At 52.3% G+C, this 16,249-nt stretch carries 14 protein-coding genes and 1 rRNA gene; all 15 read right to left on the reverse strand.

Annotation, left to right across the window (positions count from 1 at the left end; all coding sequences use genetic code 11):
- Window positions 1-318, reverse strand: a 16S ribosomal RNA gene (locus DFP95_RS12320); the annotation flags it as partial.
- Window positions 319-640: 322 nt separating this feature from the next.
- A complete protein-coding gene (trxA, locus tag DFP95_RS12325; protein ID WP_115992942.1) occupies window positions 641-952 on the reverse strand; it encodes a thioredoxin in 312 nt (103 codons plus the stop codon).
- A gap of 28 nt (window positions 953-980) precedes the next feature.
- Entirely contained in the window at window positions 981-1,331 is a 351-nt protein-coding gene (locus DFP95_RS12330; RefSeq protein WP_115992943.1) for a MerR family transcriptional regulator, read from the reverse strand.
- Between the two features lie 74 nt (window positions 1,332-1,405).
- On the reverse strand, window positions 1,406-2,722 hold the full coding sequence (locus DFP95_RS12335; protein ID WP_115992944.1) for a deoxyguanosinetriphosphate triphosphohydrolase family protein: 1,317 nt from the start codon (window positions 2,720-2,722) through the stop codon (window positions 1,406-1,408).
- A gap of 23 nt (window positions 2,723-2,745) precedes the next feature.
- Complete coding sequence (locus tag DFP95_RS12340) at window positions 2,746-4,977, reverse strand: preprotein translocase subunit SecA (protein WP_115992945.1); 2,232 nt, start codon at window positions 4,975-4,977, stop codon at window positions 2,746-2,748.
- A 47-nt stretch (window positions 4,978-5,024) separates the two neighbouring features.
- Complete coding sequence (locus tag DFP95_RS12345; RefSeq protein WP_115992946.1) at window positions 5,025-6,875, reverse strand: ABC transporter substrate-binding protein; 1,851 nt, start codon at window positions 6,873-6,875, stop codon at window positions 5,025-5,027.
- Window positions 6,876-7,266: 391 nt separating this feature from the next.
- The gene (locus tag DFP95_RS12355; RefSeq protein WP_115992948.1) at window positions 7,267-8,223 is read right to left on the reverse strand and encodes a hypothetical protein; all 957 of its coding nucleotides are present in this window, start codon (window positions 8,221-8,223) and stop codon (window positions 7,267-7,269) included.
- A 179-nt stretch (window positions 8,224-8,402) separates the two neighbouring features.
- The gene (locus tag DFP95_RS12360; protein ID WP_115993198.1) at window positions 8,403-9,110 is read right to left on the reverse strand and encodes a FadR/GntR family transcriptional regulator; all 708 of its coding nucleotides are present in this window, start codon (window positions 9,108-9,110) and stop codon (window positions 8,403-8,405) included.
- Between the two features lie 22 nt (window positions 9,111-9,132).
- Entirely contained in the window at window positions 9,133-9,864 is a 732-nt protein-coding gene (locus DFP95_RS12365) for a LutC/YkgG family protein (RefSeq protein ID WP_115992949.1), read from the reverse strand.
- Complete coding sequence (locus tag DFP95_RS12370) at window positions 9,851-11,383, reverse strand: LutB/LldF family L-lactate oxidation iron-sulfur protein (protein ID WP_115992950.1); 1,533 nt, start codon at window positions 11,381-11,383, stop codon at window positions 9,851-9,853. The genes DFP95_RS12365 and DFP95_RS12370 overlap by 14 nt, the downstream gene beginning before the upstream one ends.
- A complete protein-coding gene (locus tag DFP95_RS12375; protein WP_115993199.1) occupies window positions 11,380-12,108 on the reverse strand; it encodes a (Fe-S)-binding protein in 729 nt (242 codons plus the stop codon). The genes DFP95_RS12370 and DFP95_RS12375 overlap by 4 nt, the downstream gene beginning before the upstream one ends.
- Window positions 12,109-12,294: 186 nt before the next feature.
- Entirely contained in the window at window positions 12,295-13,059 is a 765-nt protein-coding gene (locus DFP95_RS12380) for a DeoR/GlpR family DNA-binding transcription regulator (RefSeq protein WP_115992951.1), read from the reverse strand.
- A gap of 32 nt (window positions 13,060-13,091) precedes the next feature.
- Window positions 13,092-14,567, reverse strand: a complete 1,476-nt coding sequence (locus DFP95_RS12385; protein WP_115992952.1) for a rhamnulokinase — start codon at window positions 14,565-14,567, stop codon at window positions 13,092-13,094.
- A gap of 22 nt (window positions 14,568-14,589) precedes the next feature.
- Complete coding sequence (gene rhaA, locus DFP95_RS12390) at window positions 14,590-15,852, reverse strand: L-rhamnose isomerase (protein ID WP_115992953.1); 1,263 nt, start codon at window positions 15,850-15,852, stop codon at window positions 14,590-14,592.
- 22 nt (window positions 15,853-15,874) lie between these two features.
- Window positions 15,875-16,246 carry a sensory rhodopsin transducer gene (locus tag DFP95_RS12395; protein ID WP_115992954.1) on the reverse strand — a complete coding sequence of 124 codons (372 nt, stop codon included), beginning with the start codon at window positions 16,244-16,246 and terminating at the stop codon, window positions 15,875-15,877.
- Window positions 16,247-16,249: the final 3 nt, after the last annotated feature.

A 16,249-nucleotide genomic window follows, 5' to 3' on the forward strand; every position in this document is an offset into this window, starting at 1 on the left:
TCACCCTCTCAGGTCGGCTACGCATCGTCGCCTTGGTGAGCCATTACCCCACCAACTAGCTAATGCGCCGCAGGCCCATCCACAAGCCACAGCTTACACCGTGTTTCCCAAGCTCGCCATGCGGCAAACTTGTGCATCCGGTCTTAGCATTCGTTTCCGAATGTTATCCCGATCTTGTGGGCAGGTTGCCTACGTGTTACTCACCCGTCCGCCACTAACCAAAGCTAGAAGCTAACTTCTATGTAAAGTCCGTTCGACTTGCATGTATTAGGCACGCCGCCAGCGTTCGTCCTGAGCCAGGATCAAACTCTCCATAATAGAGCGCCGTCGACAAATCGACTTTGCTTATAATAGAGCCTTTTGAGGCTCAATCTGTAGTGCTGGTTTGCCTTCCGCAGACTCGAAAGTCCGCCTCAGACGTTTGTTGTTTCTTACGCTCAATGTTCAGTTTTCAAAGAACAATTCGTGTTTCGTTTGTGTTTCCCGCTCGCCTCGTCGTCCGAAGCAAGAAACCTATCATACCCCGAATTATACCTAAGCGCAACAAGTAAAATATTCCAGTCGCCGAAAATCGACAAGCATGCAAAACGCCTTCGCGAGCCTCCCGACAAACCACTCGGAGACGCGAAGACGTTTTACATCATAAATACTTAGATAACAGATTCTCGTAAGCGGATTTCGGCCGCAGACCGATCAGCTTCTCTACCGGTTCCCCGTTATGAAACACGAGCACGGTAGGCATCGACATGATGCCATATTCCGAAGCGACGTGAGGCGATTCGTCGCAATCGACCTCGAGTACAGTAATCTTCTCGCCGTAGTCTCCGCCAAGCTCGTCCAAGATGGGCTTAAGCACCTTGCACGGAGGGCACCACGTTGCGCCGAAATCGACCAATGTCACTCCTTGCTGCCTAACGTTATTGCGAAAGGTCACGTCGTTCACCGCGAGCATAATTCGAACCACTCCTTCTGTAAATAGATTACCGTTCCTCCTGTATCGACCGGATGCGATCCTGCAAGTTCGTCTTAATCTGGCTAAGCAACAGAAGCTGTCCGTCTATTTCCTTCAGTTTTTGCTCGAATATCGGGAGAACTTCTTCGCAGAAGGCCTCCTTGTTCTTAAGCACGCAAGTCAGGAAACTGGCGATTTGCTCCGTCGTCAAGCCTAACGATAGATAGAATTGGATCGTCCGAACTTGCTCTTCGGCAAGAGGAGAAAATTCCCGATACCCGTTGTCCATCCGAACGGAGGTCAGCAATCCCTGTTCTTCGTAATAGCGTAGCGAGCGGATACTGACTCCCGTCATACTGGATAACTCTCCGATTTTCATTGGATATCCTCCCCCCGTCGATCGATACAAAACAAGTATAAACCCTGACATTAATGTCAGGGTCAAGCGGAAATCTAATCTCTTTCGTAGATGGAGCCCGAACGGCTCGCGAAAAATTCGGCATACACTTTCTCGGCGTATGCATCCGTCATCCCCGAGATGTAATCGGCCGCCAGCCTCTCCCAGGTCCACTTTTCCTTCTGTGCTTCGTAGCTCTCCAGCCAATCCGGGGGAATAATGAGCCGGCCGTTCTCGTAATTCTTGAAGCTTCCCCACAACCGCTCGATCATCACTTCGCTTCTTTTATGAAGCCGCTGAACGCGAAAATCCTTGATCAAGGTCACCCAAGCCAGCTTTTTCAGAATTTCCATCGTGCGAAGCAGCTCCAGATTTTGCTTTCCTTCCCGTACCAAGGTTACTTTCTTCCAACCCGCGTCCGAGTCATCGATGATACCGACTTCATTAGCGAACTTCCGCACCCAGCGAGCTTTCATCTCGCGCCTCGTCCGCGAAGGCTCGCGATCGCACTCGGCATAGATTTCTTCCCATTGCTGCAAGTAATGAATCAGAACATGTTTAACCATAGCCGCCTGGTCGACGTTCACCCAGTTCTCTTCGGAATAGCTCGGATCCTCCGTGATTTCGTGAATGACGTGCGCGACAAGCCGATCGTCCTCGAAGAATCCGCGATCCATCTGAATTTTTCCAGCGCGTATCCCGTCCTCCAAATCATGCGTGGAGTAGGCGATATCGTCGCAGAGATCCATGAGCTGGGCTTCCAACGTCGCCGAGTGTCCGGGCATCCCCCAAGCTTTGCGAAGGAAATCGATTCCTTCCCATTCCTTGCTGTACACGCCCTTTAACCGACCCGGTTCATCGATGCAAAAAGGATACTTGTTGATGGCTAACAGTACCGAAGCCGTTAGATCCAAGCCGCTTCCGCTTCCGGCGCGTTTCTCGAGGAACATCAGGATACGAAAATTCTGAGCATTCCCCTCGTATTTCAACCCGTGCTCTTCCAATAGAAGACGATTCAGCACTTCTTCGCCTTTATGACCGAACGGGGGATGGCCGAGATCGTGGGCGAGCGAAGCGCATTCCACGACTTCGGGATCGATCATCAAGCCGGGGTGCTCCTTGCGCGACAAAGATTCGTATTGCTTCACCAACCGGCGCGCGACCTCGCGGGCGATCTGCGACACCTCGAGCGAGTGGGTCAGGCGCGTCCTATAATAATCACCGGAGCCCGCGCCGAACACTTGGGATTTCCCCTGCAGCCTGCGAAAAGCCGGAGACTGAATGAGCCTGGCGTAATCCTTCTCGTATTCGTCGCGGTCTTCTCCAGAATGGATGTTCTCCGTATCGTACAGCCTCATCTTCCTCACGTTCATGCGGCAACCTCTTTTCTGCGAAGCTAAATCCCGAAAATATTCGTCTTTTTCTCCATAAACTGATCCTGAATAAGATAAGTCCACGTTCTGGACGGACCTTTAAGCCCTTCCTTCTCCCAATCGACTTGCTCCTTGGACCCGTTCGTTCCGAGCTTCTTCAATGTTTTCGCCGTTTCCGACTCAATTTTCTCCGGCAATTGCTCGAACGCATGGATGATCCGGTTGTGGAATTCGTCTACGGGATTCCGATTCGCCAAGCTTTCCAGATGAATTCCTTCCCGTATATAGGATACATATGCCAGATGATCCGACCAGGTGCGGTCCATGTGATAAAGTCTGACGTATCTTTCCGTCGAGCTTAGGGAGTCTTTGTTCGTCAGTACCTCTTCGCGCTTTTCCTGTTGAATACGGCGCTGTTCTTCGACCATATCGGAGTATTTGTTCAACGTTTTACGCATTTCGAAGTTTTGCCCCATCACGACGCGCTGGATGTGCTCCATCTTCTTATTGAACACAGAGGCTTCAAGAGGCTCGTCCTGCTTTAAATTCCGATGAGCCGAGGGCAGAGCTTTCTCGATGCCGAAACGGTTGATCAGCTCGTCTTCCAAGCATACGTAGAAACGGGAAGATCCCGGATCCCCTTGCCTGCCCGCACGGCCGCGCAATTGATTGTCGATTCGGGCGCTCTCGTTCATATGCGTGCCTATAACATAGAGTCCCCCGAGCTTAGCGACTTGATCGGCTTGCACCGGGTCGCCGCCTCCCAAGCGAATGTCGACTCCGCGTCCGGCCATGTTCGTAGAAACCGTCACCGCGCCGAGTTCCCCCGCTTTCGCAATGACTTCGGCTTCCTTCTCGTCGTTCTTCGCGTTTAAGACGTGACAAGTCACGCCGGCTTTGCGCAATTCAACGGCCAACAGATCCGATTCTTCGACGCTGCTCGTTCCGATCAAGATCGGACGATTCGTCGCATGGACTTGCGCGATTTCTTGAACCAATGCTTTCAGCTTGGCTTCCTTGTGGGTGAAAATACGGCTATCGTGATCGATGCGAATTCGAGGACGGTTAGGCGGAATCTCGACGACGCTCAAGCCGTAGGTTTCCTCGAACTCTTCCGCGGAATCCTGCGCGGTAGCCGTCATTCCGCTCACTTTCGGATACAGGCTCAAGAGATGTTGTAACGTGATGGTTCCGAGAATTTTGCCCGAAGACTTGGAAGTCATGCCTTCTTTGGCCTCGACCGCCGCTTGCAACCCGTCCGGCCAATGCCGATTTTCCGCTACGCGGCCGGTGTACAAATCGATCAGCTCGAGCTTGCCGTCCCGAATCATATAGTCTACGTCCCTCTTCAGTAGGGACTCCGCGTGCAAGGCACAATTTAACGACGTTAACAAATGACTATTATGGGACTCGTACAAGTTGCCGCTTCTCAATATTTGCTCGGCTTTCTCCGCGCCGGCTTCCGTTAAGAATACGTTTCTCTTGTTTTCGTCGAAGTCGTAATCTTCGCCGAGCTTCAGCTCGCGCGCGAGATTAGCCATTCGGCTTCCGTCGCCGCCGGTCGAAGCCACTTCTCCGGCAATGACGAGCGGAACCCGGGCTTCGTCGATGAGCAGGGAATCCGCTTCGTCCACGATCGCATAATGAAACGGACGATGAACGATGTCGCTCTCTTTCATCGCGATCGTATCGCGCAAATAATCGAAGCCGGCTTCTTTGGCCGTCACGTAAGTGATATCCGCGGAATAAGCTTCTTGGCGCTCGGCGGTAGACATGCCGTCCTTGACGAAACCGACTCTCAGCCCTAGAAAGCGGTAGACGGGACCCATCCATTCGGCATCCCGGCCGGCCAAGTAATCGTTAAACGTGAGCACATGTACGCCTTTGCCTTGCAATGCGTTCAAATATGCGGGCATAACCGCGGCCAACGTCTTTCCTTCGCCGGTCTGCATCTCGACCAAATTACCCTCATGCAGCGCCGTGCCCGCCATGTATTGAACGTCGAAGGGACGCATGCCGAGCACGCGGCTCGCCGCTTCGCCTGCAATGGCATAGGCTTCTACAAGAATATCGTCCAAGGAAACGCCGCCGCGGACTCTTTCTTTAAGCTTTAACGACTCGGCTTTCAACCGATTATCGTCCCAAGCTTTCAGATCGACGAGTCCGATCTCCGTTAATTTATCCATATAGTACTTAAGCTTATGTTGAACGAATCGAGCTTTAACCTTCTGAACAAGCTTGCTAGCGAAATTCATCGGTAAAATCCTCTCTTTAAAAATCCATAATGATTCTATTATAGGGATTACGAACGAGAAATCATAGTTGTTTCATCCTCTGGCACGTTGAAGGATGCGGCCTCGTTTTCCAGCCAAATGTTTTTGAAGTCCATCCAGCCGAGTTGATTCAATCCGACTCCCTTGACGGTTTCATGGACGTAAGCGTTTTGCTTGCGATGAGTGAGGAACAAGACGTGAGACTGTTCGCGAAGCCGCTCCTCGATTCCGTTCAAGAGCGTACGCCGTCGTTGCGCGCTGTCGCTGGCAAGCGTCGAGCTTACTTGCTCCATAGCCCATTCGCGGACTTCCGGATGCAGATGCTCCCTCAGAAAATTACCTGCCTGCTCGTAATTCTCGATCTCGCACACCTCTTCCACCGCGAACACTACGCAGAACAGGATCCCGTCAATTTCGCTTAACAAATCCGGAGCCCGAACGGATAAAGTCGTCTCCCGGCGAATCCGAATGTTGATCCCGAACTCCGAACAACGCTTTTGGATCCAGTCGGCGTCCGCTAGAAGGCTGCCCTTCGAGCAGATAACGATTTCTTCGCCCGCATAACCGGATTCGCGAAGAAGTCGACGGGCTTCTTCGATATCCATCTCCTCTTCCAGGAACGGGGTTTGTTTGGTTGGACGGAATCCCCGAGAAGGGTAAATCCTGTCTTCGCCTAGTTCGCGGATCATCTTCTGGCGATTGATTAACAACTCCATCGCCTTGCGAACGCCGTATTTCTGATGCGCGCCTTCTTTGCCCATATTCCAGGTGATCAGCGAAGTGCCGTGGCTCAAAGCTTCGTGGGTATTCCAGGTTTCGACCTTATTAAGACCGATAAGCTCTTCATCACGGATCATTTGTTGCCACGGCGCGTCTTCCCCTAGTTGGGCGGTCTCTGCCGGCATAAAAGCAATCACGATGCGATCCAGATGCGCGCGCCCTTGAAAATAATCGGGGTTCGCCACTAAGTCGCAACAATCCGCCGTCCAATTCGAGATTCGAAAAGGCCCCGTCCCCGCGGGTTGGCGCCAGTAAGCCGTTTCGTCCGCGGCGATCAAGTCGTGGGGAACGATGGACATTCCCGCCGAGCTCGCAAAACGAAGAAAAATATAGTTCGGTTCGTTCAAGAGGATGCGAACGGTACGGGCACTGATGCACTGAACCTCCTTAAGCGACCTGACGAGCCAGCTATGGGCTTTGTCTCCCCGCATTCTCTCCAGCGTGAACCGAACGTCCTCGGATTGCAATTCTCTTCCGTTCGGGAACCGGATTCCCTTGCGAAGATGGAAGGTCCATATCGTCGCGCTGGCATTCGATTCCCAGGAATGCGCCAGACTAGGAACGATTTCGCAAGTACGAGGATCGTATTCCACGAGACGATCGAACACTTGTCTGATCATGTGCGCATCGAACGCGCAATACACTTGCGATGGATCCATCGTTATGATCGGAACGTAGACGGGGAATCTCAACGTATCGGCAGATTCGACTCCGCTCGTCGCTTCGGCTTGGTAACCGAAATGGTCGTTCAGCCAATGAGCGAATCGATCCGTCAACGCCGTCCCGTAACTATTGCGCTGAAGCAGCTCGAATGCTTGTTTGTAATCGCCTTTACGCGCCATCTCTTGCGCCCAAACCAATAGAAGCGAATCCTTATCCGCTAAGAAAGTCAGCTTCGATACGTGGCCCCGACCTCTGCCGGAATGCCACGAGATTAAGCCTTCTTCCACGAGTTTGTGCGTGATGAGCTTCGCGTTGCGTGTGGAACAGTACCAGGCGAGCGCTAGTTCGTCCGTGGAGACTACTATTTCGGAGCCTTTTTCGGCGAGCGGCCCGAATTTGCTTAATAGCATTAAATATTTCTCAGCCGTGGCATTCATTGCGTCCCTGCCTCCTCGAACATTGTGATAAGGGGTTTTTGTGTAAAAGGGGAAGTGGAAAAAATAAACTATTCACTTTTTTACCTCTTTTATCTACAGCATAATAAAACTCATAGCAGATGACAAGGAGGCACGACAAAATGTTAAATCATGATCATGATCTGAAAAATTTATCCAAACAGCGCCAAGCGGAGTGGGAACAGCGCATTACTAATGAAGCGGAGGTTATCAATCGCCCGTCTTCATCGCGTTGGTATCAACGTCTTATGAGGAAGTCGTCGCAAAAAAAGAAGGGATGCGAGATCCCCTCTATTCTCGAGTCGATTTCCCGACCTTAATGGCGGCAACTCCCACACTCGGCTTATACCCGATACCCTCCGCTCACCCATTTTCAATCCGCGCTATTTTTACCCTGAAAATGCTCCAGGACGCGTCCTTCGATCGCATCCTTAAATTTCATTAGCTCTTCATAGAAGGGGTCGTCATTGGAGTTATCGGCTTTGGGAATATCCTTGGCCGCACGAAGGACGAACTCTACGTATTCTTTCGTCAATTCCCCCGTATAAGTATCCGGAAATGAAGCTATCAATGCGTTGTAAGACGCCTGAATCTTGGGTTCCAGCTCTCTTTCCGGATTATACATGTTGCTATTGCTCGCACCCATAAAAAAGCTCGATATAACGCTTAAGTATTCACCCTTTACACGGTCGTATCTCGGGGACATTGGATATTCATTTAAATACTCCTCGATATTCAAAGCGCGTTTCCCCAGTTGCTCCCAGGGTATAATAATGCTTCCATCGCCGCGTGCGGGATTGTCAGATTCGATAGCCATCAACTCCAAATACTCTCCCATGGCAGGTGTTAAATAAGCTTTATATTCCACCAACGCTCGGTAATCCAACATCGGAACGATGACGCCCTCTCCTGCTACGAACTTATACTTACCCGCGATCGCATCCGTTACAGCCTTCTTAACGCCTTCATCCGCAAAGCCGGAAATGGATTCGAGCGACACCGGATTGCGCAACGTACCGAACGTATTCGCCTCGTTCGCTTCCGATAAAGCTTCTTCCACCTCCTCTCTATTCGCGCGACAATAGTCTTCAAGCTCCATTAGTATCCTATCCAATTGATCAGGCGAGAGGATTGGCAGATTACTTTCGAATATAGCTACGGCTTCCTTAGCGGATGCAGCGGCCTGTATCGCGGCCGGCAGGGTTTCCATATAATCTTCGGTAACGGCAGAAGTCTCCTTTTGTACCGATGGTTCATCCCTTGTTTTCGCCTCTGGCGAGCATCCTGTTGCTATAAGAAAGGCAATGAAAAGTATAATCATCTTCCTCATTTAGCACCTCGCTGCTTGCGTTTTATTTTCCTATATGATTATTAGATTCACTTAAGTATAGCTTTCATTCACGTTGAATTGGAATAAAATAGGACAATACGTGCACGCCGAAGACGAAAAAAGCCTAGCAACGGATTAACTCCATTACTAAGCTTTCATACGCTGATTTCTTCTACTTCTCATATATACTTCGTCAAAATGTTCTCTACGTGCTGAAGATGCTGCTTCATCCTCTGGGCTGCCAGCTCGGAGTCTTGAAGCCGAACCGCCTCGAATATAGCCAGATGCTCCGAATACAACCGCTCCGCAACCGTTTGATTGGCATAAAGCTCCACTCTGCGAATTTCGCGAATCGCCGTCTCCAACTGGTTAGCGATGGATTCGAACAGTCGCACCATGATGGAATTGTGGGTGGCCTTGGCCAACGTAAGATGGAAGAAGAGATCCGTCCTCTCTCCTTCGATGTCCTGCCCTACGGAACGCTCCATCGTGGAGATTAATGCCTGGAACTCCGCGATATCCGCGTCCGTTCTCTTCGCCGCAGCGATAGAGGCGTTAGATACTTCCAACGATTGTCTCGCTTCGAGCAATTCCAATAAGGTCGCTCTGTTCATCCGAAGAGAGTCCAACTCGGGAATGGCGATATCCGCGGGTATGTTCCGTATGACCCGACAGCCGCCTCCTTGGCGGATCTCGATCAGTCCCATCGCCTTCAGCGCGCTGAGCGCTTCTCTCGTCGTGGAACGTCCGACGCCGAAGCTCTCCGACATCTCCTTCGTCGAAGGCAGCTTGTCGCCGACCTTAAGCCTGCCGTCCATGATCATCGCTTGAAGCTGATCCTTGATTTCCTCGTAATGGTTACGCTTCGTTAAACGGGTCATCTCCATCGCTTGCACGCTCTCTTTCATCCTAACCGACAATCAAAGCATAGACGACGCCGGGTCCGTGAACGCCTATCGTCAAGTCGTTCTCGATGTCCGCGGAACGGCTCGGACCCGAGATGAAATGAATGCCCGCCGGAAGACTCTCGCGGCCGCCTTCGTCGAAATGCACCATGATTTCGCCAAGCCTCGTTACCAAGCGTTCTACGGGGATGATCGCCATAAGCACCGTTGGCAGCAAACTTACGGAACGCCCCTTATCCTTGGAAGACAGCACGGTGATCGAACCCGTGTAGGCTGCCGCATAATCCGCCATCACGACTCCGAAATCCGCTTCGGCCGCGCGCGCTTTCCAGTATTGCTCGGGGTCGCTGTTCCATACCGATATTCGCGCTTCCGGTATCGCTCCTTCCAGATCTAAATCATCCAATTCCGGTTGATTCTGGCGGATGACGTACTTAGCGCCGAGTTCCTTCGCCTTATCCGCGATAAAACGTTGAACGTCGGACATAGAAGCAAGTCTTTCCACGTGTCCGCCTACGCTCTTGAAGTTAGAGGTAAAGCGTTCGATCCGCTCTTGCTCGCCCCACTCGTAAGCATTCCAGAAGTCAGGCGCTCCGCGATAGGGATGGCGAGGAGGCTCGGTGACCATCGGGCGTCTCAGCTTTGCGGAAATGCCGTTAATGAACCTTGTTTGCTTGGAGCGGGATTCCGCTTCCATCTCGATCAGCCATTCTTGGTGCGCTCTAACCGTGTCCATGTCCATGACCTCCACCTTTCGCCCGATCTTTCACGATTTGTTCCATACGCGCCCTCGCTTCGGGAGCGATTTCTTGCAGACCGTGCCTGAGTTCGGCCTCTAGCGTTCCCCATCCGTCCCGGAACGATTTCTTCGGCAGGCTCGGCGTAACCCGATAACTATTCCAGCCCTTGAGCGGCCCGACTTTGATGCGAATCTCGCCATTGCGGGCGACTAGCTTCTGCCCAAGCTTTCCTAGCTTCAGAACGGTCTTGAATCGGCCCGATTTCGACATGATGGCCGCGAATCCCTTCATCCCCGCCGCCTCGACCTTATCTCCGTGCCCCTGCTCGATCTTGCGTCTGCGCAAGTAGATCAGCATGTCATGCAACGGAATCTTGACCGGACACGCTTCGTAACATGCTCCGCACAAGCTGGATGCGTTCGCGATATCGTCCCACTCGGCTACGTTTTTCTGCAACGACGGCTTGAGCACGGCCCCGATAGGTCCGCTATAGGTTCCGCCGTAGGCGTGTCCTCCGATATGACGGTACACCGGGCAGGCGTTCAAGCAAGCTCCGCAGCGAATGCAATTGAGCAATTCCTGGAACTCGGGATCCCCCAGTTGCAATGAGCGTCCGTTATCGACGATAATAATGTGCATTTCGTCCGGTCCGTCCGCATCCTCGCTACGGCGAGGCCCCGTAATACCGGACATGTACACGGTTAGCTTCTGACCCGTCGCCGAGCGCGGCAGCAACGTCGCCATCACTTCCAGATCCGCCCAAGAAGGGATGATCCGCTCCATGCCCATGAGAGTAATCTGCGTTTTCGGAACCGTTGTAACCATCCGAGCGTTGCCTTCGTTCTCGAACAAGACCATCGATCCCGTCTCCGCGATCGCGAAGTTGCAGCCCGTCATGCCGATATCGGCTTCTAGGAATTTCGTTCGCAATTTCCTCCTGACGTAACCGGCAAGCACTTGCGTATCCGGCTCAAGCGTCTCTCCGGCATCCACGGACAATAAATCCGCTATCTGATAGCGGTTCTTATGAATAGCCGGAATGATGATATGAGATGGCGTCTCGCCCGCGAGTTGAATGATGTATTCTCCGAGATCCGTTTCGATCGGATCGACGCCTATCGACTCCAAGGCATGGTTAAGATGTAATTCTTCCGTGACCATCGACTTGGACTTCACGACCGTTTTCGCTTTCTTGCGTTCCGCGATAGATAACGAGATATGAACGGCTTCTTCGGCCGTATCGGCAAAATGAACATGGACGCCGTTCGCGCGCGCGTTATCCACGAATTGGTTCAAGTAATAGTCCAAATGAGCGACGGTATGAAGACGAATCTGCTTGCCTCTTTCCCGCCACTCCTCCCAATTACCATGCTCGTCCGTAGCTTTCAGCTTGCCGCCCTTCAGTCTTTCCGTCGTGAACTTAACCGCTTTGCGAAGGAAATCGTTGTTCAGCGCGATATCCGCTCGTTCCTTCACCGTCGCCCCGTTCGAATGTCCGTGTCCTCCGCCGCTCATGCTTGCTTCACTCCTTCGTATAACAGCTCCGCCAAATGCATGACCCGCACCGGCTCGTTCCGATAACGCAAGTTGCCCGCGATGTTCAGCAAGCATGCCATGTCTAGACCGACCAGCACTTCCGCTTCCGTTTCCTTGACGTGATCGCTCTTCTCGGTGACCATCGCTCCGGATATTTCCGGCATTTTCACCGCGAATGTTCCGCCGAATCCGCAGCAGTCTTCCGCGAAAGGCAATGGAACGAACTCCAAGCCTTTAACGTGGTTAATTAAAGCGAGCGGCTCTTCCTTCACGCCGAGCAAACGGCTACCGTGGCAGGAGGGATGATAAGTGACTTTATGCGCGAAGGTCGCTCCAACATCCGTTACGCCGAGAACGTTCACGAGGAATTGGGAGAACTCGTAGGATTTGCTTTGCAGCTTCAGCGCTTTCTCGTGCATGACAGGGTCTTCTTCGAACAGCTTCGGATAATGATGAATCATCCCCGTGCAGGATCCCGAAGGAGAGATTACGAAGTCGCAATCCTCGAACGATTCGATGATCGTCCTCGCGGTTACCCGTGCTTCCTTCCAATATCCACTGTTGAAGGCCGGCTGACCGCAGCAGGTCTGAACGCTAGGAAATTCGACCATAACGCCGTATCGCGCCAACAGTCGAACCATGGCTTCGCCGACGCGCGGGTAGATGGCATCGCTTAAGCAAGTAATGAATAAGGAAACTTTCATGCTGCACCCCATTTTCTGGCTTCTCTTTACATAATATCAGGTTATCAGACAAGTTGGAACGAATTGAACTTATCTTTAAGCAAATCATTTATCTTGCTCGGTGCCGCAACCATACTTTTTATGGTTAGAGCCGTACCGCTCGATTCAATGAACGGTGCGCCTCTCTCTCCCATACCAAAGCCTTGATTAGACCGTAATAACGGTGATGCCCCGGTCTTCTAGCTGCGCGATCGTTTCCTTCGCCATGCGGCGATCGGTAATGATCACGTCCACTTGAGACAAGTCCGCGACGTGCGTGAACGCTTGAACGCCGAACTTGCTGGAGTCGGCCAACAGGATGACTTCATCCGCCATTCCGATCATTCGTTCCTTGATGCGGGCTTGCAGTTCGTTGGATTCGCTGATTCCGCGTTCTAGGTGAACGCCTTTGCAAGACAGAAATACTTTATCGACATGATACGCGTCCAATGATCGTTCGGCGAGCGGCCCGACGAAGGACAACGATCGCTGCGCGAGAATGCCCCCCGTCGAGATGACCTCGATCTTCTCCTTGTGGCTAAGCTCCGTTGCGACTTTGATCGAATTCGTAAGCACGGTGAGCGGAACATCCGGAACATCGGACGCCATATACCAAGCGGTGGAGCTTGCATCCAGCAATATCCGATCCTTGGGCGCAATACGCTTAATAGCCTCGAGAGCGATTCTCTTCTTCTCGTCCGCGTTCATGATCTCCCGAACGGCATACGGAATCTCGGGATGAAGCGTTGTATCCTTGACGCTTACCGCTCCGCCGTGGGAACGGCGCAACCGGCCCGATTGCTCCAAGCGATCCAGATCCCTTCGGATCGTCTCTTCCGTCACTTGGCACAGCTCGCTAAGCTCGGATACCCGTATGCTTCCTCTCTCGTTCACCAGACTTACGATCTTCTCGTAACGTTCCGCAACTAGCATATTTGCTTACCCTCTCTTTTCACGAACGCGTTTTATATCTCTATTCCCGTCAGCACGCAGAACCTGTCGTACGCGTCTTTCCAGGCTTTCGACTCTTCCGGTTCGTAGACCGTCATCGGAAAAGAATCGCGAATGGCCTTGCGGGCTTCCCAAACATCCGAGAACTCCCCTTGGGCGATCCACTGAACGATCAGGTTTCCGATGGCGCTTCCTTCGGATGGCCCCGCCCATACGGTCTTGCCGATCGCATTGGCGGTCCATTGGCATAACAGCGTATTCTGAATTCCGCCTCCGACCATGTGCAAACCGGACATGCTCTGACCCGATAGTTTCTCCGTCCATTCGAAAGCGTACCTGTATTTCAAAGCAAGGCTTTCCAAGATGCAGCGTACGATCTCCCCCGTCGACTCCGGAGCTTGCTGACCGGTCCTCTGGCAATATTGCTTAATTCTAGCCGGCATATCTCCCGTAGGCAAGAACAACGAATCATCCGGATCAATGAATACCGATAACGGATTCACCTCTCCTGCCAACTGTACCAATTCGGGAAAAGAATACGATTTCCCTTCTCTTTCCCATTCTCTCCTGCATTCCTGCAAAATCCACAGGCCCATGATGTTCTTAAGCAATCGGTATGTGCCTGCTACTCCGCCTTCGTTGGTGAAGTTCATAGTCTGCGCGAGCTCGTGAATGACGGGTTGATTCACTTCTGTCCCAATAAGCGACCAAGTGCCGCAGCTTAGATAAGCGAACGACTTATCCGTCGCGGGAACTGCGGCGACGGCGGAACCCGTATCATGCTCGGCGACGGCATAGACGGGAATAGACGGGACGCCTAGCTCTTCGCATACGGAAGCTTGCAGCATACCTGCTTCCGTTCCCGGCTTCAGCACGTCCGAGAACCAGCTTCTAGGGAAATCGAGCTTTGCCAACAGCTCGTCGTCCCAATCGCCCAAGGCGGGATTGAATAATTGCGTAGTCGTCGCGTTCGAGAATTCGTTGTGCATGTTTCCCGTCAAAAAATAGCGAAGCAAATCCGGAATCATGAGAAGCCGCCCGCCCTCGAGGAGCATCGGAGAATTCGCTTGTTTAAGCGCATGAAGCTGGAAAATCGTGTTGAACGGCTGAAACTGGATACCCGTTTTCGAGAAGATAACGTCGGCCGGAACGATCGAGAATACGCTTTCCATTGCACCTTCCGTATGGGGATCCCGGTAATGATAAGGGTTGCCGGTCAATTCGCCGTTCTTCCCAATGAATCCGAAGTCCACGGCCCAGGAATCGATCGCCATGCTTTGCAATTCGATGCCTCGATGCTTGGCTTTCAACAATCCTTGTTTAATCTCATGGTATAGCCGCAATATGTCCCAATGCAGGCGGTTGCCCACCTGAACCGGGTCGTTGGGAAAACGATGCAGTTCCTCGACCTCGATCTTCCCGTCCACCAAACGGCCGAGTATGGCCCTTCCGCTGCTCGCTCCAAGATCAAACGCGAGAATGTTAGTCAACCTGCATCACCCTTATGTTAAGTTAGACGCCGCGTTTCAGCAGCACTTCGTTCTCGTAGGTTTTTACTTCGGCCAGCCAGTCCTCGCGTACCGGAACGCCCATTTTATCGCAATAATAATCCCATACCGCTCCGAACGGATACGATTTGAACTCTTCCGTTAAAGCAAGCCGCGTCGTGTAGTCGCCTTCGAGCTCGGCTTTCTTAAGAGCTTCGATCGGGTCGAGCATTCCGCGAAGGAGCGCCTTGATCGTATTGCGCGTACCGATTACCCAAGCCGCTACCCGGTTGATGCTCGCATCGAAGAAGTCGAGGCCGATGTGCGTTTTGTCCAACAAATCGCCGCGAACGAGCTCTCTGCCGATATCGATTAGTTCATCGTCGAGCGTAACGACATGATCGCTGTCCCATCTCATCGGACGGCTAACATGCAACAGGATTCCGTCCGCGAACAAAGCAAGAGACGATAATTTGTTGGAGATAACCTCCGTCGGATGGAAATGTCCCGCATCCAGGCAGATCAGCTTGTTATTCTGAATTCCGTAGCCCATGTAGAACTCGTGCGAGCCGACGACGTAAGCTTCCGAACCTAATCCGAACAGCTTGCTTTCCACGGCGTCCAAGTTGTGAGCCGGGTTAAGCGGTTCGGCGAATACTTCGTCCAATGAATCCTTCAACCGTTGTCTAGGAGCCATGCGATCCGCGGGAACGTCCTTGAAGCCGTCCGGAACCCACACGTTAGTGACGCAAGTTTGTCCGAGCTGCTCTCCGATATAGGCGCCGATCTTCCGCGATGCTTTGCAGTGGTCGATCCAGAACCGGCGAATTTCCGGATCCGGATGGCTTAGCGTAAATCCGTCCTTCGATTTCTCGTGGGAGAAACAAGTCGGGTTGAAATCCATGCCCAGTCCTTGTTCCTTCGCCCAGTCTACCCATTTCTGGAAATGCTTCGGTTCTATCCGATCCAATTCTACCTTCTCATCCGTATCCGCGTATATCGCGTGCAGATTGACTTTGTGTTTGCCCGGAATCAAGGAGAAAGCCTTCTCCAAGTCCGCGCGCAATTGCTCCGGTGTCGATGCCGCGCCCGGGTAGTTTCCCGTTACCGAGATTCCGCCGGTCAAGGCTTGATCCTTGTTCAGGAATCCCCGTACATCGTCACCTTGCCAGCAATGCATCGATATTTTGATTTCTCCCAGGCGGCTTAGTATTTGATCAACGTCGATTCCATGCCGGGCGTACTGTTCTTTCGCAGCTTCGTAATTTCTCAGAACCTTCTCTTGCACGTTCGTTCCTCCTCCGGAGCTTCTATTTAATAGGATGAGCCATGACGGACATAAGCGCGTTCTCCGCTTGCGTCGAATCCAAACGGCTGTATTGCACGATGATCGGAATATCGCTTTGGACTTCTATCGCGTAAGGAACGCCGACCGGAATCGGCATCCCTCCCTGATGAAGCGTGCTAGTTCGAATATGCTTCGTGCGTCTTCCCGCTACGACGACCATGATGTCTTCCATCGGTTCGCGGTCTTCGAAGTAAATCGTTATTTTGATTAGCGCATCCTCGGACGAGGTGTTCAACACGCAGATGGACTCATGGCTCGTCAATTCGCCCGAACTGCTCTCGGGAATATAACCGTCGGGAATATACCAAAGTTTCTCCCCGCGTTGTTTATGCATGGA

This window comes from Cohnella lupini (assembly GCF_003386205.1).
Lineage (GTDB): Bacteria > Bacillota > Bacilli > Paenibacillales > Paenibacillaceae > Cohnella > Cohnella lupini.

Bases quoted from the DNA above. Each gene is read 5' to 3' on its own strand.
- DFP95_RS12330 (WP_115992943.1), bottom strand. From the start codon at position 1,331: ATGAAAATCGGAGAGTTATCCAGTATGACGGGAGTCAGTATCCGCTCG.
- DFP95_RS12335 (WP_115992944.1), bottom strand. From the start codon at position 2,722: ATGAACGTGAGGAAGATGAGGCTGTACGATACGGAGAACATCCATTCT.
- DFP95_RS12355 (WP_115992948.1), bottom strand. From the start codon at position 8,223: ATGAGGAAGATGATTATACTTTTCATTGCCTTTCTTATAGCAACAGGA.
- DFP95_RS12360 (WP_115993198.1), bottom strand. From the start codon at position 9,110: ATGGAGATGACCCGTTTAACGAAGCGTAACCATTACGAGGAAATCAAG.
- DFP95_RS12340 (WP_115992945.1), bottom strand. From the start codon at position 4,977: ATGAATTTCGCTAGCAAGCTTGTTCAGAAGGTTAAAGCTCGATTCGTT.
- DFP95_RS12375 (WP_115993199.1), bottom strand. From the start codon at position 12,108: ATGAAAGTTTCCTTATTCATTACTTGCTTAAGCGATGCCATCTACCCG.
- DFP95_RS12380 (WP_115992951.1), bottom strand. From the start codon at position 13,059: ATGCTAGTTGCGGAACGTTACGAGAAGATCGTAAGTCTGGTGAACGAG.
- DFP95_RS12370 (WP_115992950.1), bottom strand. From the start codon at position 11,383: ATGAGCGGCGGAGGACACGGACATTCGAACGGGGCGACGGTGAAGGAA.
- trxA (WP_115992942.1), bottom strand. From the start codon at position 952: ATGCTCGCGGTGAACGACGTGACCTTTCGCAATAACGTTAGGCAGCAA.
- DFP95_RS12345 (WP_115992946.1), bottom strand. From the start codon at position 6,875: ATGAATGCCACGGCTGAGAAATATTTAATGCTATTAAGCAAATTCGGG.
- DFP95_RS12365 (WP_115992949.1), bottom strand. From the start codon at position 9,864: ATGGACACGGTTAGAGCGCACCAAGAATGGCTGATCGAGATGGAAGCG.
- DFP95_RS12395 (WP_115992954.1), bottom strand. From the start codon at position 16,246: ATGCATAAACAACGCGGGGAGAAACTTTGGTATATTCCCGACGGTTAT.